Source organism: Serratia sp. BNK-17, from assembly GCF_048684935.1.
Classification (GTDB): domain Bacteria; phylum Pseudomonadota; class Gammaproteobacteria; order Enterobacterales; family Enterobacteriaceae; genus Serratia; species Serratia nematodiphila.
Window position 1 is genome coordinate 1,740,788 of record NZ_JBLQTR010000001.1, and the last position, 17,806, is coordinate 1,758,593.

The 17,806-nt window shown below is 60.0% G+C and carries 21 protein-coding genes; 11 read left to right on the forward strand and 10 right to left on the reverse strand.

Annotated features, from left to right (window positions below; genetic code table 11):
- The first annotated feature begins 68 nt into the window (after positions 1–68).
- From ACMGF7_RS08340 to cysE, 5 genes are all read left to right on the forward strand, one after another.
- Positions 69–503, forward strand: coding sequence for a rhodanese-like domain-containing protein (locus ACMGF7_RS08340; protein WP_015379424.1), 435 nt, complete (start codon positions 69–71; stop codon positions 501–503).
- A gap of 28 nt (positions 504–531) precedes the next feature.
- The gene (gene grxC / locus ACMGF7_RS08345; protein ID WP_019452217.1) at positions 532–780 is read left to right on the forward strand and encodes a glutaredoxin 3; all 249 of its coding nucleotides are present in this window, start codon (positions 532–534) and stop codon (positions 778–780) included.
- Between the two features lie 57 nt (positions 781–837).
- Positions 838–1,308 carry a protein-export chaperone SecB gene (secB, locus tag ACMGF7_RS08350; protein WP_004931139.1) on the forward strand — a complete coding sequence of 157 codons (471 nt, stop codon included), beginning with the start codon at positions 838–840 and terminating at the stop codon, positions 1,306–1,308.
- Positions 1,308–2,327: an NAD(P)H-dependent glycerol-3-phosphate dehydrogenase gene (gene gpsA, locus ACMGF7_RS08355; protein ID WP_049240826.1), complete on the forward strand. Its 1,020-nt coding sequence runs from the start codon at positions 1,308–1,310 to the stop codon at positions 2,325–2,327. The genes secB and gpsA overlap by 1 nt, the downstream gene beginning before the upstream one ends.
- 106 nt (positions 2,328–2,433) lie before the next feature.
- Positions 2,434–3,255: a serine O-acetyltransferase gene (gene cysE, locus ACMGF7_RS08360; protein ID WP_004931135.1), complete on the forward strand. Its 822-nt coding sequence runs from the start codon at positions 2,434–2,436 to the stop codon at positions 3,253–3,255.
- Between the two features lie 61 nt (positions 3,256–3,316).
- Here cysE and ACMGF7_RS08365 read toward each other — a convergent pair whose 3' ends face one another.
- The 5 genes from ACMGF7_RS08365 to cpxR all read right to left on the reverse strand — a co-directional run bounded on the left by ACMGF7_RS08365 (position 3,317) and on the right by cpxR (position 7,523).
- Complete coding sequence (locus ACMGF7_RS08365; RefSeq protein WP_004931134.1) at positions 3,317–3,988, reverse strand: DUF3313 domain-containing protein; 672 nt, start codon at positions 3,986–3,988, stop codon at positions 3,317–3,319.
- A gap of 104 nt (positions 3,989–4,092) precedes the next feature.
- The gene (locus tag ACMGF7_RS08370) at positions 4,093–4,866 is read right to left on the reverse strand and encodes a CHAD domain-containing protein (protein ID WP_325994800.1); all 774 of its coding nucleotides are present in this window, start codon (positions 4,864–4,866) and stop codon (positions 4,093–4,095) included.
- Positions 4,867–4,916: 50 nt separating this feature from the next.
- Positions 4,917–5,390, reverse strand: coding sequence for a tRNA (uridine(34)/cytosine(34)/5-carboxymethylaminomethyluridine(34)-2'-O)-methyltransferase TrmL (trmL, locus tag ACMGF7_RS08375; protein WP_004931130.1), 474 nt, complete (start codon positions 5,388–5,390; stop codon positions 4,917–4,919).
- Between the two features lie 43 nt (positions 5,391–5,433).
- Positions 5,434–6,828, reverse strand: coding sequence for an envelope stress sensor histidine kinase CpxA (cpxA, locus tag ACMGF7_RS08380; RefSeq protein WP_015379421.1), 1,395 nt, complete (start codon positions 6,826–6,828; stop codon positions 5,434–5,436).
- The gene (gene cpxR, locus ACMGF7_RS08385; RefSeq protein ID WP_004931124.1) at positions 6,825–7,523 is read right to left on the reverse strand and encodes an envelope stress response regulator transcription factor CpxR; all 699 of its coding nucleotides are present in this window, start codon (positions 7,521–7,523) and stop codon (positions 6,825–6,827) included. The genes cpxA and cpxR overlap by 4 nt, the downstream gene beginning before the upstream one ends.
- Positions 7,524–7,671: 148 nt before the next feature.
- Here cpxR and cpxP point away from each other — a divergent pair, with 148 nt between their 5' ends.
- The 4 genes from cpxP (at position 7,672) to ACMGF7_RS08405 (ending at position 11,556) form a co-directional block, all read left to right on the forward strand.
- Positions 7,672–8,151 carry a cell-envelope stress modulator CpxP gene (gene cpxP / locus ACMGF7_RS08390; RefSeq protein WP_004931122.1) on the forward strand — a complete coding sequence of 160 codons (480 nt, stop codon included), beginning with the start codon at positions 7,672–7,674 and terminating at the stop codon, positions 8,149–8,151.
- A gap of 132 nt (positions 8,152–8,283) precedes the next feature.
- Entirely contained in the window at positions 8,284–9,186 is a 903-nt protein-coding gene (gene fieF, locus ACMGF7_RS08395) for a CDF family cation-efflux transporter FieF (protein WP_049240823.1), read from the forward strand.
- A gap of 231 nt (positions 9,187–9,417) precedes the next feature.
- Positions 9,418–10,380: a 6-phosphofructokinase gene (gene pfkA, locus ACMGF7_RS08400; protein ID WP_004931116.1), complete on the forward strand. Its 963-nt coding sequence runs from the start codon at positions 9,418–9,420 to the stop codon at positions 10,378–10,380.
- A gap of 186 nt (positions 10,381–10,566) precedes the next feature.
- Positions 10,567–11,556 carry a sulfate ABC transporter substrate-binding protein gene (locus ACMGF7_RS08405; protein ID WP_015379419.1) on the forward strand — a complete coding sequence of 330 codons (990 nt, stop codon included), beginning with the start codon at positions 10,567–10,569 and terminating at the stop codon, positions 11,554–11,556.
- Positions 11,557–11,621: 65 nt separating this feature from the next.
- Here ACMGF7_RS08405 and tpiA read toward each other — a convergent pair whose 3' ends face one another.
- The gene (gene tpiA, locus ACMGF7_RS08410; protein WP_004931113.1) at positions 11,622–12,389 is read right to left on the reverse strand and encodes a triose-phosphate isomerase; all 768 of its coding nucleotides are present in this window, start codon (positions 12,387–12,389) and stop codon (positions 11,622–11,624) included.
- Between the two features lie 127 nt (positions 12,390–12,516).
- Positions 12,517–13,101: a DUF1454 family protein gene (locus ACMGF7_RS08415; RefSeq protein WP_021504458.1), complete on the reverse strand. Its 585-nt coding sequence runs from the start codon at positions 13,099–13,101 to the stop codon at positions 12,517–12,519.
- Positions 13,102–13,300: 199 nt separating this feature from the next.
- Between ACMGF7_RS08415 and ACMGF7_RS08420 the strand changes: the two genes are divergently transcribed.
- On the forward strand, positions 13,301–13,720 hold the full coding sequence (locus ACMGF7_RS08420; protein WP_049240821.1) for a DUF805 domain-containing protein: 420 nt from the start codon (positions 13,301–13,303) through the stop codon (positions 13,718–13,720).
- 8 nt (positions 13,721–13,728) lie between these two features.
- On the opposite strand, the gene fpr is transcribed toward ACMGF7_RS08420, so the two are convergent.
- Complete coding sequence (gene fpr / locus ACMGF7_RS08425) at positions 13,729–14,475, reverse strand: ferredoxin--NADP(+) reductase (RefSeq protein WP_004931107.1); 747 nt, start codon at positions 14,473–14,475, stop codon at positions 13,729–13,731.
- A 3-nt stretch (positions 14,476–14,478) separates the two neighbouring features.
- A complete protein-coding gene (locus ACMGF7_RS08430) occupies positions 14,479–15,090 on the reverse strand; it encodes a helix-turn-helix transcriptional regulator (RefSeq protein ID WP_049240820.1) in 612 nt (203 codons plus the stop codon).
- Between the two features lie 297 nt (positions 15,091–15,387).
- Between ACMGF7_RS08430 and emrD the strand changes: the two genes are divergently transcribed.
- On the forward strand, positions 15,388–16,572 hold the full coding sequence (emrD, locus tag ACMGF7_RS08435) for a multidrug efflux MFS transporter EmrD (protein ID WP_004931102.1): 1,185 nt from the start codon (positions 15,388–15,390) through the stop codon (positions 16,570–16,572).
- 194 nt (positions 16,573–16,766) lie between these two features.
- On the opposite strand, the gene glpX is transcribed toward emrD, so the two are convergent.
- On the reverse strand, positions 16,767–17,777 hold the full coding sequence (glpX, locus tag ACMGF7_RS08440) for a class II fructose-bisphosphatase (RefSeq protein WP_016929713.1): 1,011 nt from the start codon (positions 17,775–17,777) through the stop codon (positions 16,767–16,769).
- Positions 17,778–17,806 lie beyond the last annotated feature (29 nt).

The window sequence follows — 17,806 nt, forward strand, 5'->3', positions numbered from 1 at the left end:
GCACTCGGCAGGTATACTCTGGAACCTTGACTTATTTATCCCTTAACTGACGGGAGTTGTTACACCCCATGCTGCAAGAAATTATGCCATTCGTAAGCAGACACCCTATTCTGAGCCTGGCTTGGATCGCTCTGCTGGTCGCCGTGATCGTCATGACCTTCAAAAGCCGTTTCTCCAAGGTCAAAGAGATCGCCCGCGGTGAAGCTATTCGCTTGATCAACAAAGAAGAAGCCGTGGTGGTCGACACCCGCAGCCGCGACGATTTCCGCCGTGGTCACCTGGCCAACGCCATCAACCTGACCGCCAGCGAAATCAAAAACGGCAGCCTGGGCGAGCTGGAAAAACACAAAGCGCAGCCGATCATCGTCGTGTGCGCTAACGGCACCGCCTCCCGCGAGCCGGCGGAGAACCTGAGCAAGGCCGGTTTTGAAAAGGTGACGATGCTGAAAGACGGCATTGCCGGCTGGAGCGGAGAAAACCTGCCGCTGGTGCGCGGTAAGTAACCGTTTAACCTATTTGAGGTGGCAATCCATGGCTAACATTGATATCTACACCAAAGCGACTTGCCCGTTCTGCCATCGCGCCAAGGCGCTGCTGAACAGCAAGGGCGCGGCGTTTAACGAGATCGCCATCGACGGCGATAGCGCCAAGCGCGAAGTGATGATCGAGCGCAGCGGGCGCACCACCGTGCCGCAGATTTTCATCGACGGCCGGCATATCGGCGGCTGCGATGATTTATATGAACTCGATGCTCGCGGCGGCCTGGATCCGCTGCTTTAAGCAGCTTGCCGGTTCACCGAGTGTCAATAAGGACGTTTAACCAAGGGTATTACTCACATGTCAGAACAAAACAGCACCGAAATGGCTTTCCAGATCCAACGTATCTATACCAAGGATATCTCCTTCGAAGCGCCGAACGCGCCGCAGGTTTTCCAGCAGGAATGGCAGCCGGAAGTTAAACTTGATCTGGATACCGCGTCCAGCCAGCTGGCTGACGAAGTGTATGAAGTGGTACTGCGCGTAACCGTGACGGCGACCCTGGGCGAAGAGACGGCGTTCCTGTGCGAAGTGCAGCAGGCGGGCATCTTCTCGGTAGCAGGCATCGAAGGCACGCAGCTGGCGCATTGCCTGGGCGCATACTGCCCGAACATTTTGTTCCCGTATGCGCGCGAGTGCATCACCAGCCTGGTTTCCCGCGGCACCTTCCCGCAGCTGAACCTGGCACCGGTCAACTTTGACGCGCTGTTCATGAACTATCTGCAGCAGCAGGCGGAAGGCGAAGGTGCCGCACCACATCAGGATGCCTGATGAACACCGTCAATGCTTCAATGACTGTCATCGGTGCCGGCTCGTACGGCACCGCATTGGCCATCACGCTGGCGCGTAACGGCCACTCCGTGGTGCTGTGGGGGCACAACCCCGCGCAAATTCAAACGTTGCAGCGCGATCGCTGCAATCAGGCGTTTCTGCCCGATGTTCCCTTCCCCGATACCCTGCTGCTCGAAGCCGATTTGGCGCGTGCGCTGGCCGCCAGCCGCGACGTGCTGGTGGTGGTGCCGAGCCACGTGTTCGGCGACGTGCTGCGCCAGCTGAAGCCGCATCTGCGCCCGGATGCCCGCATCGTGTGGGCCACCAAGGGGTTGGAAGCGGAAACCGGCCGGTTGCTGCAGGACGTGGCGCGTGAGGCGCTGGGCGAGACGATCCCGCTGGCGGTGCTCTCCGGGCCGACGTTCGCCAAAGAGCTGGCCGCCGGCCTGCCGACGGCGATCGCGCTGGCGGCGACCGATGCGCAGTTCGCCGACGATCTGCAACAGCTGCTGCACTGCGGCAAGAGCTTCCGCGTCTACAGCAATCCCGACTTCATCGGTGTGCAGCTTGGCGGCGCAGTGAAGAATGTGATCGCCATCGGCGCCGGCATGTCCGACGGCATCGGTTTCGGCGCCAATGCCCGTACCGCGTTGATTACGCGCGGGCTGGCGGAAATGAGCCGTCTGGGGTCTGCGCTGGGCGCCGATCCTTCGACGTTCATGGGCATGGCGGGGCTGGGGGATCTGGTGCTAACCTGCACGGACAACCAGTCGCGCAACCGTCGCTTCGGCATTATGCTGGGGCAGGGTAAAGGCGTGCAGGAAGCGCAGGACAGTATCGGTCAGGTGGTCGAGGGCTATCGCAATACCAAAGAGGTGTTGGCGTTGGCGCAGCGGCACGGTGTGGAAATGCCGATCACCGAACAGATTTATCAGGTGCTTTACTGCCACAAGGACGCCCGCGAAGCGGCGCTGAGCCTGCTGGGGCGAGCCCGAAAGGACGAAAAACCCAGCGCGTGACATAAAACGATATGTCGGGGCAGCGGAATGCTGACCCCGCAAATGACCTGGGCCGCTTCGCGCTACCGTGTGAAGCGGCCCGTTTGGCAAGGTAAAGGGGTATGTGATGTCGTCAGAAGAGTTGGAACAGGTCTGGAACAGCATTAAATCAGAAGCGCGAGCACTGGCTGATTGTGAACCGATGCTGGCCAGCTTTTTCCATGCGACGTTGCTCAAGCACGAGAACCTGGGCAGCGCGCTCAGCTATATGCTGGCCAACAAGCTGGCCACGCCGATCATGCCCGCCATCGCGGTGCGTGAGGTGGTGGAAGAGGCCTACAAGTCTGATAACCAGATGATCGTTTCGGCGGCGCGCGATATCCTCGCGGTGCGCCTGCGCGACCCGGCGGTCGATAAATACTCCACGCCGCTGCTTTACCTGAAGGGGTTCCATGCGCTGCAGGCTTACCGCATCGGCCACTGGCTGTGGCAGCAAGGGCGGCAGGCGCTGGCTATCTACCTGCAAAATCAAATTTCCGTCGCCTTTGGCGTGGACATCCATCCGGCGGCGACCATCGGTTGCGGCATCATGCTCGACCACGCCACCGGCATCGTGATCGGTGAAACGGCGGTGGTGGAGAACAACGTTTCTATCCTGCAGTCGGTCACCCTGGGCGGTACCGGTAAAACCAGCGGCGACCGTCACCCAAAAATCCGTGAAGGGGTGATGATTGGCGCAGGCGCCAAAATTCTCGGCAATATCGAAGTGGGCAAGGGCGCGAAGATCGGCGCGGGCTCGGTGGTCTTGCAGGCTATACCGCCGCACACCACCGCCGCCGGCGTGCCGGCGCGCATCGTCGGGCGGCCGGAGAGCGATACGCCGTCGATGGATATGGACCAATACTTCAACGGCACCAACCACGGCTTCGAGTATGGCGACGGCATCTAAGCCGCGCCTGCGGGTCCATTCAGGGGGAGCTTCGGCTCCCCCTGTGTTTTTCAGGCGGCGGTCAGCCCTGTTTCGGGAACGTGACGATGTCGTTGACCATGTCATCGATCGCCGCTTTAACTTCTTGTTCCGTGACTGGCGCACTGTCGTTGTTGACGGTTTTGCCGTAACTCTTGCGCACCACTTCCAGCACCGTTTTACCGCTATCCTGATCGATCAACTGCGCTTCCAGGAACAGCGTGGTGTTTTGCGTCCGGTGGCCAGTGGCGGCCATGGTGCTGGCCACCACGGCCGCTACCGGCACCACTTCATAGAATTTCATATCCTCATCTTCGGCAGACACGGCGGTAATCGCGACTTTGGCCAACAGCACGCGGGAACCTGTCGGGTTATTCAAAACGGTAGTGCGCTCGGCCACCGCTTTTCTCACGCTTTGGTCGGTATAGTTTCTAATTTTGTCCAGCGTTTGTTGGCTGACGCGGGCGGTGGGTTTAGCCGCCGGGTAATAAACTACGGGAGCGACATACACGCCGCGATAATTCGACTCTTTAAAGGTGGGATCGATCCAACGCAGCGTTTTATGGCCGCTTGGCGAGCTGGTTTCCTGCAGCTTGCTGTAGTCCGGCAGGAACCCCGAATATTGATTCGTTTGGGTGACTTTGGACGAACAGCCCGCCAGCAACAGGCCCGCCGCCAGAACCGCCATGGCAACGCTCAAACGTTGTTTCTTCATATGGTTTCCTATGATGAGTGGTGATTACCCTTACAAAACATAGCGCATTATCTGCGCCTCATCGGGCTTTTTCGGGGCCGGGCGTGCCCTGCTGCGGCCTTTTTTCAGGATCGTGATGCGCCGCCGGTTTTCGCCGCCAGTGCCGGTGATAAGGCGGCGAGCAAGGCGTCCGCGCTGACCAGCGCCTGGCGTTGCTCAGCTTGCCACCGGGGCAACAAGGGCCAGAGATCCGCCTGATGTTCGGCTTGCAGGCACCAAACCTCCCGGTCGTGCCAATCACCGAGGGCGTTTTGCGCCGCTTTCAGACTCGCCGTTGCGCAGGGAGAGAGGGGGAGGCGCTGCGGATAGGCTTCGGCCGCGTAGCGCAGGCGTTTGATCAGCAGCCGCAGGCGGTGGCGATCGTAGCCGGTATCGGCCAATGCCCGGCACAATTGCCGTTGTTGGCGCTGCAGGCGTCGGTTCACACGGTGTTTGGCAGCGCGTTGCGCGCTGCGGCGAAAGCGGCGCGGCCAGGCGTGCAAAAGCGAGGGAAAGCCGATGAGCTGCGGATGGGTGAGCAGTTGACGGTAGCGGGCCTGAAATTCGCTCTGGCGCACGTTGGCCTGCCAATCGAGGCGATGACGCGCCAGTTCGACGATCAGCACCTCGAGATCGCGCAGCGGCGTCGTGAGCCTGCCCAATTCGGCGGCGGCCCGATCGAGCCGGGTTGCGCCGGGGCAGCCGCGTAACGGGCGCAGCAGGCTGCGAATGCGGCGCAGACAGACGCGCAAGTCGTGCAGCGCTTCGCTGTCTTGCGCCTGTTGCAGCCGCAACAGCGCCTCGTTCAGCGCCGGTTCGAGCCGGCGAAGCTGGGTGACAATCTCTGCGATGAAAGCCATGTGCCGTGCCTGGAGAGGATGACTCTTCCAGTATGGCGCGACGTCGCGGATTACGCCTTGATCAGCGCACCGGCATAGTCCAGCTGCCGCCAGGCTTCATACACCACCACCGATACGGCATTCGACAGGTTCATGCTGCGGCTTTGCGCCTGCATCGGGATGCGGATTTTTTGCTGCGCGGGCAGCGCATCGAGGATGTCGGCAGGCAACCCGCGCGTTTCCGGGCCGAACAGCAGGTAGTCGCCGGCCTGGTAGCTGACGGCGCTGTGCGCCGGCGTGCCCTTGGTGGTGAGGGCAAACAGCCGCTGCGGGTTTTCGGCGGCGAGAAAGGCGGCGTAATCGGCATGGCGGCTGACGCGGGTGAACTCATGATAGTCCAGCCCGGCGCGGCGCAGGCGTTTGTCGTCCCACGGGAAACCCAGCGGTTCGATCAGGTGCAGATTAAAGCCGGTATTGGCGCACAGGCGGATGATATTGCCGGTATTGGGTGGAATTTCGGGTTCAAATAAAACGATGTTCAGCATGTTGCAGGCCCCTCGTGAACGAGGGGCGCAGGATAGCAAACTCTTACTGTTCTGTCTTAGACGATAGGCGTTGATGATGCAGCGGCAGCCACAGCACCAGCCGCAGACCGCCAAGCGGGCTGTCTTCGGCCTTCACCCAGCCGCGATGCTGATTGACCGCCGCCTCGACGATAGCCAGGCCAAGGCCGGTGCCGCCGGACTCACGGTCGCGCGCCTCATCGGTGCGGTAGAACGGACGGAAGATCTGCTCGCGGTCTTCGGCGCTGACGCCGGGGCCGTCGTCGTCAACCTGGATAGTCACGCCCTGATTGTCGGCGCTGAACGCCACGGCGATGCGGGTGTGCGAATAACGCAGGGCGTTGCGCACGATGTTTTCCAACGCGCTGTCCAGCGCGCTCGCGTTGCCGAACAGCGTCCACGGACCGGGCGGCGCAGCGATCTCCAGCTGCTTGCCCATCTGTTCGGCTTCGAAACGGGCGTTATCCAGCACGTCGGCCCACAGTTCGTTGGCCTTCAACTGCTCGCGCGCCAGCTCGCCCTTCTGCTGCCCGCGCGACAGCGCCAGCAGATCGTTGATCATCGAATCCAGCCGTTGCGCTTCGGTTTCGATGCGCGCCAGCTCGTGGCCTTCGCCGTGGCGGCGGCGCATCAACGCGGTGGCCAGCTGCAGGCGAGTCAGCGGCGTGCGCAGCTCGTGCGAGATGTCCGAGATCAAGCGTTGCTGGGCGTTCATCATGCGTTCCAGCGCGCTGACCATCTGGTTGAAGCTGGCGCCGGTGGCCAGAAACTCCTGCGGGCCGGCCTCCAGTTCCGGATGCTGTTTCAGGTTGCCGCGCGCCACGTCATCGGCGGCGTTCTTCAGCTTGCGCGCCGGTTTCGCCAGGCTCCAGGCCAGCCACAGCAGCAGCGGGGCGCTGATCAGCATGGTGACGATCAGCAGCAGCAGCGGCCGGTCGAACATCAGGTTGATGAAATCGGATTGCGGGCTGTTGGCGGGGCGGATCAGGTACAGCTGGTAGTTGTCTTCGCCGTCGCGCACCGCGAACGGCCCGACCAGTTCGACGCGGCCGTACTTTTTCTTCTTCGGATGATCCGAATTGTCGGATTGGCCGATGAAGTTGCGGACGATCTGCATTTCATTGCGCTGCGCGCCGATCACCCGACCTTCGCTGGTGACCAGCAGCAGGCGTTGGCCCGGCGGCGCCCATTTGTCGATGGCGCGGAACAGGCGGCGCCACCACATTAGATCGTTGGCCGGATCGTTTTGCAACTCGGCCTCGACGTGCTGTTCCAGCATCAACCCCTGCCGCTGCTCGCTGTCGAGCAGCGAGGTCATTTGGCGGGAGTCGAGCTTGGGCACCATCAGCACCAGCATTAGCACCAGGGCTAACGTGAACCAGAAAATGGCGAAGATGCGTGCCGTCAAACTGTTGATCATGTTGCAGATACCATCAAATAACCACGCCCGCGCAGGGTTTTGAACCACGGATGCCCGTCTTTGCGATCCGGCAGCTTACGCCGCAGGTTGGAGATATGCATGTCGATGGCGCGATCGAATGGGGTCAGGCGTTTGCCCAGCACTTCCTGGCTCAGCAGTTCGCGCGACACCACCTGGCCGAGATGTTGCGCCAGCAGATACAGCAGGGTGAACTCGGTGCCGGTCAGATCCAGCACCTGGCCGTCGAAGCTGGCCTCCTGGCGGCCGGGGTTCAGCTGCAGGCCATCGACATCCAGCGTCGGGGCGCCGCTGTCGACCTGCTGCTGCTGTTCGCTCCAGTTGGAACGGCGCAGAATGGCGCGAATGCGCGCGACCAGTTCGCGATCGTTGAAGGGTTTCGGCAGGTAATCATCGGCGCCCAGCTCCAGGCCCAACACGCGGTCCAGTTCGCTGCCGCGCGCGGTCAGCATGATGACCGGCGTCTGGTGATGTTGGCGCAGTTCTTTCAGCGTATCGATGCCGTTTTTCTTCGGCATCATGATGTCGAGCAGCAGCAGATCGACGGAGCTGTCCAGCAGCGACAACGCCTGCTCGCCATCGTGCGCGACGACGATATTAAAACCTTCCATTTCAAGCAGTTCTTTTAACAGCGAGGTCAACTCGCGGTCGTCGTCAACTAACAGAATCTTGTTCATTATGATTTACCTCCAGACGCAAAATACGTCATCAACTGTTGCCATTCCATGACTTTACGTAGTTTTACATGCACTGACGCAGGTTTTCAGGTGTGGCGGTACACTGCTCCTCGTTGATTCGCAAAGTGAGAAAGCTTGAGGAGTTGAAATGCGTAAGGTGACCGCATTAGTTATGGCATCACTGCTGGCAATTGGTTCGACCGCTGCCTTCGCTGCCGACACTATACCGGACACAGCCCAACCTCCCGGCAACGACGCGATGACCCGAATACCCGGCCAGCACCATATGTTCGACGGTGTCAGCCTCAGCGAACAGCAGCGCCAGCAAATGCGCGATTTGATGCGCCAGGCCCGGCACGATCTGCCTGGTGTCAATGTAGCTGAAATGGAAGCCATGCATAAACTGGTGACCGCAGAGAAATTTGACGAAGCCGCCGTGTATGCCCAGGCGGAAAAGATGGCCCAACAGCAGGTCAAGCGCCAGGTCGAAATGGCCCGGGTGCGCAACCAAATGTATAACCTGCTGACGCCAGAGCAAAAAAGTGTTTTAGACCAGAAACATCAGCAGCGCATGCAGCAGATGGAGCAACAAATTTCTGGTTTGCAGCAAGCTTCTGCCCAGAAGTGAAGTACGACTGAGTAGTCCCCTGTTTTTCCTTGCCATAGACACCATCCCTGTCTTCCCCGCCATGATGGCGGGGTTTTTTTTATCCGACATTTCGCTATATTGAGCGCCATACCTTTTGACCGGGATCCCTCAATGGAACAGCGCTATGCACGCCTGGTAAAGTCCGCTGCGTTGGCCGCTACCGCGCTGGCGTCGTCGCTGTTGCTGATCAAAATCGTCGCCTGGTACCAGACCGGTTCTGTCAGCCTGCTGGCGGCGCTGGTGGATTCGCTGGTCGATATCGCGGCATCGCTGACCAACCTGCTGGTGGTGCGCTATTCGCTGCAGCCGGCCGATGCCGAGCACACCTTCGGCCACGGCAAAGCGGAGTCGCTGGCGGCGCTGGCGCAAAGCATGTTTATTTCCGGTTCCGCCCTGTTTCTGTTTCTCACCGGCTTCCAGCATCTGTATGCGCCGCAAACGCTGCGCGATCCCGGCGTTGGGGTCGTCGTGACGGTGATCGCGTTAGTCAGCACTCTGATGCTGGTCACCTATCAACGCTGGGTGGTCAGAAAAACGCGCAGCCAGGCCGTGCGCGCAGATATGCTGCATTATCAGTCAGATGTCATGATGAATGGTGCTATTCTTATCGCTCTTGGGCTAAGCTGGTACGGCTTCCAGCGGGCGGATGCGCTGTTTGCGCTGGGCATCGGCGTTTACATCCTCTATAGCGCGCTGCGCATGGGCTACGAAGCGGTGCAGTCGCTGTTGGATCGGGCGTTGCCGGATGACGAGCGCCAGGCGATTATCGCCGTGGTTTCCTCCTGGCCCGGGGTGAAAGGCGCGCACGATCTGCGCACGCGGCAGTCGGGGCCGACGCGTTTCATCCAGCTGCATCTGGAGATGGACGACACGCTGCCTCTGCGCGAGGCGCACCGCTTGGCCGATCAGGTGGAACAGGCGCTGCGGCAACGTTTTACGGGGGCGGACGTCATCATTCACCTGGATCCGTGCTCCGTGGTGCCGCCGGGTAGGCAGGGGCATTGGGAGCTATAATCATATAGAGGCATAGCGCAAAGTATTATCATGAATATCTGAGTTAGCTCAGCGTGCCATGCGGTGTTTTAACCGTTATATTGCGTGACTTGAATCAATTCAGCTGGGTGTTTTTGATATAATATCCAGCAATAAGCCATAAAGCTGGTTTTCTGCAGCCGGAGAGGTTTCAAGACGATCGGCGGAGACAGAATTCTTAAGAAATTGCATCTACACAGTTCAGAGGTAGTCATGATCAAGAAAATCGGTGTACTGACGAGCGGCGGTGATTCGCCGGGTATGAACGCTGCAATCCGCGGCGTTGTGCGTTCTGCGCTTTCAGAAGGTCTGGAAGTTTTTGGTATTTACGATGGCTACCTTGGCTTGTACGAAGATCGCATGGAGCAGCTGGATCGCTATAGCGTGTCCGACATGATCAACCGTGGCGGCACCTTCCTCGGTTCGGCCCGCTTCCCGGAATTCAGGGATGAAAACGTGCGCGCCAAGGCGATTGAAAACCTGAAGAATCGCGGCATCGACGCGCTGGTGGTGATCGGCGGCGACGGTTCCTACATGGGCGCCAAACGCCTGACGGAAGAAGGCTTCCCGTGCATCGGTCTGCCGGGCACCATCGATAACGATGTCGCCGGCACCGACTACACCATCGGTTACTTCACCGCGCTGGAAACCGTGGTGGAAGCGATCGACCGCCTGCGCGATACCTCCTCGTCGCACCAGCGTATCTCCATCGTGGAAGTGATGGGCCGTTACTGCGGCGATCTGACGCTGGCGGCGGCGATTGCCGGCGGCTGCGAATTTATCGTGCTGCCTGAAATCGAATTCAACCGCGAAGATCTGGTGTGCGAAATCAAGGCCGGCATCGCCAAAGGCAAAAAACACGCCATCGTGGCGATCACCGAGCACATCTGCGACATCGATGAGCTGGCGCGCCACATCGAGCAGGAAACCAAGCGTGAAACCCGCGCCACCGTGCTGGGCCACATTCAGCGCGGCGGTTCGCCGGTCGCCTATGACCGCATCCTGGCCTCGCGCATGGGCGCCTACGCCATCGAACTGCTGCTGCAGGGTTACGGCGGCCGCTGCGTCGGTATCCAGAACGAAAAAATGGTGCACCACGACATCATCGACGCGATCGAAAACATGAAGCGTCCGTTCAAGGGCGACTGGCTGGAAACGGCGAAAAAGCTGTACTGATACGCCACTCAGCGCACGACAAAAAAGCCTCCGCTCCCGGGGGCTTTTTTATGCTCGCCGGTGACATATTCCAGAATCATCTATCCCAAAATTTTTTATTCTTTAGTTGCCGGGAAAGTTTCTGGCAGGCTCTGATGCTAAATCAACCGATTGAGGTTGCGCTTAATTTTCTGGGAGAGCCTGTCGATGCGTAAATGGGGTGTAGGTCTGACATTGGTGCTGTTGGCGTCCGGCGCCATGGCGAAGGATATTCAGTTGCTGAACGTGTCATACGATCCGACGCGTGAGTTCTATCAGGCTTACAACACGGCATTCAGCAAGCACTACCAGGCGGAAACCGGCGACAAGGTGACGGTGCGCCAGTCGCACGGCGGCTCCGGCAAGCAGGCGACGTCGGTGATCAACGGCATCGAGGCCGACGTGGTGACGCTGGCGTTAGCCTATGACGTCGACGCTATCGCCGAACGCGGGCGCATCGAGAAAGACTGGATCAAACGCCTGCCGGACAATTCGGCGCCTTACACCTCGACCATCGTCTTCCTGGTGCGCAAAGGCAACCCGAAACAGATTCATGACTGGCCTGATTTGATCAAGCCGGGCGTGTCGGTGATCACACCAAACCCGAAAACTTCCGGCGGCGCCCGCTGGAACTACCTGGCCGCCTGGGGCTACGCGTTGCATCACAACAACAATGATAAGGCCAAGGCGCAGGACTTCGTCAAAAACCTGTACAAGAACGTCGAGGTGCTGGATTCCGGCGCGCGCGGCTCGACCAACACCTTCGTTGAGCGCGGCATCGGCGACGTGCTGATCGCCTGGGAAAACGAAGCGCTGCTGGCGGAGAAAGAGCTGGGCAAAGACAAGTTCGAGATTATCACCCCGAGCGAATCGATCCTGGCCGAACCGACGGTGTCGGTGGTGGATAAGGTGGTCGACAAACGCGGTACCCGCGAGGTGGCGACCGCCTACCTGAAATATCTGTATTCGCCGGAAGGGCAGACTATCGCGGCACAGCACTATTACCGCCCGCGCGATGCGGCGGTGGCGGCCAAGTTCGCCGGGCAGTTCCCGCAGCTGAAGCTGTTCACCGTGGATGACACCTTCGGCGGCTGGACCGAAGCGCAGAAGGTGCACTTCGCCACCGGCGGCGTATTCGACGAAATCAGCAAACGCTGATGCCGTTTAAACGGCAATAAAAAACCCCGGCAAGCCGGGGTTTTTTTATGGCAAGCCTAAGGCAATCAGGCTTTTTTCGCTGCGGCAGCGGCTTTGACGATCACGGCGAAAGCGTCGGCTTTCAGCGAGGCGCCGCCAACCAGCGCGCCATCGATGTCCGGCTGGGAGAACAGCTCTGCGGCGTTCTTGTCGTTCACCGAACCGCCGTACTGGATGATGATTTCAGCGGCAACCGCGGCATCGTGCTTGGCGATGTGATCGCGGATAAATTTGTGCACGGCCTGCGCCTGCGCAGGGGTGGCGGATTTGCCGGTACCGATGGCCCAGACCGGCTCATAGGCGATCACGGTGCCTTTCATCGCCGGTGCGCCCAGCGTTTTCAGCACGGCGTCGATCTGGCGCGCGCACACTTCTTCGGTTTTGCCCGCGGCGTTTTCCGCTTCGGTTTCACCGATGCACAGCACCGGGATCAGACCGGCTTCTTTCAGCACGGCGAATTTCTCGGCGATCACTTCGTCGCTTTCTTTGTGGTAGGTGCGACGCTCGGAGTGGCCGATGATGATGTACTGAGCGCCGACGTCTTTCAGCATGTTGGCGGAAACTTCACCGGTGAAGGCGCCGGACAGGTTAACGTCCACGTTCTGCGCGCCCAGCGCGATGCGGCTGCCGGCCAGCGCGTGCTTGGCCTGATCCAGATACATCACCGGCGGGGCGATGGCGACGCCACAGCCGTCAACGCTGCTCAGCTCATTGCGCAGACCGGCGATCAGTTCGTTGACCATGTGAGTGCTGCCGTTAAGCTTCCAGTTACCCATAACTAATGGATGACGCATGTTTTTTCCTCCAACTAGGGAACGCGAGAGTCGAAATGACAACTGCCGGACCGGCAGTTTACCTGCCCAACAGTATAGAGATCATTAAGCGCGAAGGCTTTGCTTTTCGTCATTAAATGCCGCGCCGTTACGGCTCGGAAAGCGCCAGCTTAATCGGTTCAACCGCGAAGGTTACGCCTTTATCGCCGTTGTCCGAGACGACATAGCGAATGGCGCCGACCTGCTGTTGGTAAAAGCGCGATCCTTTGCCTTTTTCCAGCAGGCTGTTCACCTTGTTCTGGCTCTGTTCCACCGTCAATGCCGGTTCGAACTGGCGCATCAGCGCCGCCATGTAGTTGATGGCGATGGCGCGCGCGGCTTTTTCTTCATTGGCCTGCTGCAGCGGCAGATGCGTGATCTGCAACGTTTTGATTTTTCCGGTGCCTTTCTCCAGCGCGGTGGAGGCATACAGGTTTTCGTTGAGTTTGCTGGCGGCGCGCGTCAGCAGCGGCGAATCGTCTTCGGCGGCGGGAATGGCACGGAATTCGCCAATCGGCAGCTTCGGGTTGTCGCGATTGTATTTCTCGCGGAATTTGACCACCGTCAGATCGAAGGTCGGCGCCCCGGCCAGCAGGTAAGGCGCGGTCGGTTTCGCTTCGGCGGCGGGCGGTTCGGCCCAGGCGCTGGCGGCGGCCTGCAGCAGGCAGGCGATGGCGAGGGTTTTTCTCAGCATGGCGTATGGCATCAAGGACAAAGATGGCTCCGATTAAAGCGATAACTCGCGGGCCTTGTCAAAGATCCCACGCCATTATCGGTTCGCTGACGAGAAAGCTGTGCGGCGCGCCGCGTTATGCAAGGCGGAAAACTCGGCCCGGCAGCGCCTATGTTACACTGCGTCGCAGAATATGGGCAGGCTTAGAGCGCAGGAATCGATGACGTTACAACAGTGGTGTTTTTCTTTTAAGGGCCGCATCGGGCGGCGCGACTTCTGGATCTGGATGGGGCTGTGGTTGGCGCTAATGGCGGCGGCGTTTACGCTGGCCAATTATCAATTGATCGCCATCCAATCCATCGCCTTCTTTATCGTGGCGCTGCTGTGGCCGACGGCGGCGGTGCTGGTCAAACGTCTGCACGATCGCAACAAGGCCGGCTGGTGGGCGTTGCTGCTGATCCTGGCGTGGATGCTGGCGGCGGGCAACTGGCAAATGCTGGCGCCGATCTGGCAATGGGGCGTCGGGCGTTTCATCCCGACGCTGATTATCGTGATGATGACTATCGATCTGGGCGCCTTCGTCGGCACGCCGGGAGACAATCGGTTCGGCCCGGAAGCCGAACCGGTGAAGTTCCGCTGATCCTCGGGTTACCAGTAGTGCTCGCTGGTGATGTGGCCCGGTTTGCGGCGCAGGTGCTTGCGCATTTGGCGGTGGTCTTTCAGCGTTTGCTGGGTGTCCCGCACCATCTGCGGGTTGCCGCACAGCATCACGTGGCTGGTTTCGGCGTCGATGGTCAAGCCGATCGCCGCTTCCAGCCGGCCGTCCTCGATCAGCGCCGGCACGCGGCCGGTCAGTGAGCCGGGTGTTTCTTCACGGCTGACGACGGTCTGGATGCGCAGCTTGCCGTTGTAGCGTTGCTGCAGTTGCTGCATCAGCGGCAGGTAGCTCAGATCGCGCGCGAAACGCGCGGCGTGCACCAGCACCAGGTTGTTAAAGCGTTCCAGGCCGACACCTTGCTGCAGAATCGATAAATAGGGGCCGATGGCGGTGCCGGTCGCCAGCATCCACAGCGTGTCGCAGTCGGGCACCTCATCCAGCACGAAGAAGCCGGCGGCTTCTTTGGTCACCATGACATCCGACCCTGGCCGCAGCTGATTGAGGCGCGGGCTCAGTTTGCCTTCCGGCACCGTCACCAGATAGAACTCCAGGTTGGCGTCATCGGGGGCATTGACGTAGGAGTAGGCGCGTTGCACTCGTTCGCCGTCGATCTCCAGCGCCAGTTTGGCGAATTGCCCGGCGGTGAAAGGATCGATGGGGGCATTGACCACCAGGCTGAACAGCCCGTCGGTCCATTGTTTTACCTGCGTAACCTTGCCGTTTACCCATTCAGCCATACTCTAAAGCTCCCGTGGTCGAATCAAATAAGCACAATGTCGTGAGCCGGAAATGGCGTGCGTGGTGCGCTCTATCCGATAGTCGTTGCCGAACAGGCGGTGAAACAGCTGCAGCTCGGAATTGCACAGGCTGCTGCAGTTGGAACCGGCCACGCCGATCGGACAGTGGTTTTCCACCAACAGCGCACCGTGCGGATGATCGAGCAATTCGGCCATGTAACCATCATGTTGCCGCAGACGCACCAATCGGGCTAACCGCTCTTGGTGGCTGCGCTCGGCAGACAGCTCTTCGGCATAACGCAGATAAAGCTGCTCTTCGCGCGCGTTCAGCAACGGTTCCACGCCGGCGCCGCCAAACAGCCGCAGCGCGGATACCCGCAGCCGTTCCTGATCGGCGGCCGCAAAAGCGTGCCCTCGCGCTGTCAGCGACCAGTAGCGCGTCGGGCGGCCGACCTTGCTGCGCGCTTCTTCGTAACAAACCAACTCACGTTTTTCCAGGGATTGCAGATGTTGTCGGATGCCCATCGGCGTGATGTCCAGACGCTCCGCCAGCATTTTGGCCGAGTGCGGGCCGAGAGCCTTTAACTGCAATAAAATCAGCTCAGGTGTTTTCATGAACCAAATCCCTATGGTGTTATTTTATTTCAAGTTGATGAAAATAATTATCGATTAAATGCTAAAGCGCGGCTACTGCAAGGGCGCTATTTTTAACTCCAAAGCGTTAGACGTACAGTTTAATTTACGAGCCTGGTCGGGTTTGCTGCCAGTGTGACCTGGATCAATATCTGCCTGAAACTCGCTAAAAAAATCAGATTTGATTAGTTTATGCCGCCATAGAGGGCTGCTCGCCGTTCTGGCTGCTGCAACGGCCATACCGGGACGCTGTGACGAGTTGAAACGTTAACGAAGATAATGAGAAAACTAGAGAATTTTCACCTGTTGGTGATGCTTATCCTGTTGGTCGCCGTCGGCCAGATGGCGCAAACCATTTATGTTCCCGTTATTGCTGATATCGCCCACGATCTGTCGGTTCGCACCGGCGCCGTGCAACGGGTGATGGCGGCGTATCTGCTGACCTACGGTTTCTCCCAGCTGATTTACGGGCCGATATCGGATCGGATCGGGCGCCGCCCGGTGATCCTGACCGGCATGATGATCTTCCTGGTCGGTGCGCTGGGCGCACTGCTGTCCACCAACCTGACGATGCTGGTCGCCGCCAGCGCGATTCAGGGCATGGGCACCGGCGTGGCGGGCGTGATGGCGCGCACCATGCCGCGCGATCTGTATGCCGGCACCGCACTGCGCTACGCCAACAGCCTGTTGAACATGGGGATTTTGGTCAGCCCGCTGCTGGCGCCGGTGATCGGTGGCGCTTTGGCGATGGTGTTCGGTTGGCGCGCCTGCTACGCCTTCCTGCTGGCGCTGTGCGCCTGCGTCGCCTTCGCCATGTTCCGCTGGCTGCCGGAAACCCGCCCGGTGCAAACGGAAAAACGTCGCATGCTGGCCAGTTTCCGCCAGCTGCTGGGTGACAGCACCTTCAGCTGCTATCTGGTGATGCTGATCGGCGCGCTGGCGGGGATTGCGGTATTCGAGGCCAGCTGCGGCGTGTTGATGGGCGGCGTGTTGGGGCTGAGTGGGCTGACCGTCAGCATCCTGTTCATTCTGCCGATCCCGGCGGCGTTTTTCGGCGCCTGGTACGCCGGGCGCGACGGCAAGACCTTCCACACGCTGATGTGGCATTCGGTGATTAGCTGCCTGCTGGCGGGGGCGATGATGTGGATCCCGGGCTGGTTCGGCGTGATGAACATCTGGACGCTGATCGTGCCGGCCGCGCTGTTCTTCTTCGGCGCCGGCATGCTGTTCCCGCTGGCGACCACCGGGGCGATGGAGCCGTTCCCTTACCTGGCCGGCGCGGCGGGCGCACTGGTGGGCGGGATGCAGAACATGGGGTCCGGTCTGGCGACCTGGCTGTCCGCCATGTTGCCGCAAACCGGGCAGTTCAGCCTCGGCTTGCTGATGTTCGCGATGGCGCTGCTGATCCTGCTGTGCTGGTGGCCGCTGTCCAATCGTATGCAGCATCAGGGGCATACCGCATAACGACAGGGCGCCATTCGGCGCCCTCATACCGTTGACAAAGGGGAGAAAAAGCGGGGTTTTTCTCCCCTTTGTGGTTATCAGCCGAAAATCAATAAATTGATTTTCCTTGTTTTTTATTCGCTGTTCTCTGCCAACACGGCAAGGGCATGAGGTTTGTCATCAATCATCAGGGCGCCATTCGGCGCCCTGTTTCGTTACAGCAGAAACTCGTGCAGCGCCGGGTCTTTGCGATCCAGATAGTGGGTCGAACGAATACGGCGGATGGTGCGCGACTTGCCGCGGATCAGCAACGTTTCGGTGGTGGCCATGTTGCCCTGGCGGCTGATGCCTTCCAGCAGATCGCCCTTGGTGATGCCGGTGGCGGAGAAGATCACGTTGTCGTTGCGCGCCATCTGATCCAGACGCAGCGCCTGGCCGGCTTCGATACCCATCTCCCGGCAGCGGGCTAACTCCTGTTCGCCGATGCGGCGGTTTTCGGCGCTGTCGCCTTTCACCTCATGACGCGGCAGCAAACGCGCCTGCATGTCACCGTCCAGCGCGCGGATCACCGCGGCTGAGATCACCCCTTCCGGTGCGCCGCCGATGCCGTACATCACATCGACCTCGCTTTCCGGCATGCAGGTGAGAATGGAGGCCGCTACGTCGCCGTCAGGAATGGCGAATACTCGCACGCCCAATTGCTGCATCTGCGCGATGACGCCGTCGTGGCGCGGTTTGGCCAATACGATCACCGTCAGCTGCGACAGCGGTTTGCCCAGTCGTTCGGCGACGTTCTGCAGGTTTTCTGCCAATGGCCGGTTGAGATCGATGGCGCCGCGCGCCGCCGGGCCGACCACCAGCTTCTCCATGTACATGTCCGGCGCGTGCAGGAAGGTGCCGCGATCGCCCACCGCCAATACCGCCAGCGCATTGGACTGGCCCATGGCGGTCATGCGGGTGCCTTCGATCGGATCGACCGCGATGTCGACCGCGTCGCCCTGGCCGGTACCGACCTGCTCGCCGATATACAACATCGGCGCTTCGTCGATCTCGCCTTCGCCGATCACGATGCGCCCATCGATATCCACTTTGTTGAGCATGATGCGCATGGCGTGGACCGCCGCGCCGTCGGCGGCGTTCTTGTCGCCGCGCCCCAGCCATTTGTAGCCCGCCAGCGCGGCGGCTTCGGTAACGCGGGAGAATTCGATGGCTAATTCACGTTTCATGGCAAACCTGTCTGTGAGAAAGGGAGGAA

Coding starts and splice junctions, on each gene's coding strand:
- ACMGF7_RS08340 (WP_015379424.1), top strand. CDS start 69: ATGCTGCAAGAAATTATGCCATTCGTAAGCAGACACCCTATTCTGAGC.
- grxC (WP_019452217.1), top strand. CDS start 532: ATGGCTAACATTGATATCTACACCAAAGCGACTTGCCCGTTCTGCCAT.
- secB (WP_004931139.1), top strand. CDS start 838: ATGTCAGAACAAAACAGCACCGAAATGGCTTTCCAGATCCAACGTATC.
- gpsA (WP_049240826.1), top strand. CDS start 1,308: ATGAACACCGTCAATGCTTCAATGACTGTCATCGGTGCCGGCTCGTAC.
- cysE (WP_004931135.1), top strand. CDS start 2,434: ATGTCGTCAGAAGAGTTGGAACAGGTCTGGAACAGCATTAAATCAGAA.
- ACMGF7_RS08365 (WP_004931134.1), bottom strand. CDS start 3,988: ATGAAGAAACAACGTTTGAGCGTTGCCATGGCGGTTCTGGCGGCGGGC.
- ACMGF7_RS08370 (WP_325994800.1), bottom strand. CDS start 4,866: ATGGCTTTCATCGCAGAGATTGTCACCCAGCTTCGCCGGCTCGAACCG.
- trmL (WP_004931130.1), bottom strand. CDS start 5,390: ATGCTGAACATCGTTTTATTTGAACCCGAAATTCCACCCAATACCGGC.
- cpxA (WP_015379421.1), bottom strand. CDS start 6,828: ATGATCAACAGTTTGACGGCACGCATCTTCGCCATTTTCTGGTTCACG.
- cpxR (WP_004931124.1), bottom strand. CDS start 7,523: ATGAACAAGATTCTGTTAGTTGACGACGACCGCGAGTTGACCTCGCTG.
- cpxP (WP_004931122.1), top strand. CDS start 7,672: ATGCGTAAGGTGACCGCATTAGTTATGGCATCACTGCTGGCAATTGGT.
- fieF (WP_049240823.1), top strand. CDS start 8,284: ATGGAACAGCGCTATGCACGCCTGGTAAAGTCCGCTGCGTTGGCCGCT.
- pfkA (WP_004931116.1), top strand. CDS start 9,418: ATGATCAAGAAAATCGGTGTACTGACGAGCGGCGGTGATTCGCCGGGT.
- ACMGF7_RS08405 (WP_015379419.1), top strand. CDS start 10,567: ATGCGTAAATGGGGTGTAGGTCTGACATTGGTGCTGTTGGCGTCCGGC.
- tpiA (WP_004931113.1), bottom strand. CDS start 12,389: ATGCGTCATCCATTAGTTATGGGTAACTGGAAGCTTAACGGCAGCACT.
- ACMGF7_RS08415 (WP_021504458.1), bottom strand. CDS start 13,101: ATGCTGAGAAAAACCCTCGCCATCGCCTGCCTGCTGCAGGCCGCCGCC.
- ACMGF7_RS08420 (WP_049240821.1), top strand. CDS start 13,301: ATGACGTTACAACAGTGGTGTTTTTCTTTTAAGGGCCGCATCGGGCGG.
- fpr (WP_004931107.1), bottom strand. CDS start 14,475: ATGGCTGAATGGGTAAACGGCAAGGTTACGCAGGTAAAACAATGGACC.
- ACMGF7_RS08430 (WP_049240820.1), bottom strand. CDS start 15,090: ATGAAAACACCTGAGCTGATTTTATTGCAGTTAAAGGCTCTCGGCCCG.
- emrD (WP_004931102.1), top strand. CDS start 15,388: ATGAGAAAACTAGAGAATTTTCACCTGTTGGTGATGCTTATCCTGTTG.
- glpX (WP_016929713.1), bottom strand. CDS start 17,777: ATGAAACGTGAATTAGCCATCGAATTCTCCCGCGTTACCGAAGCCGCC.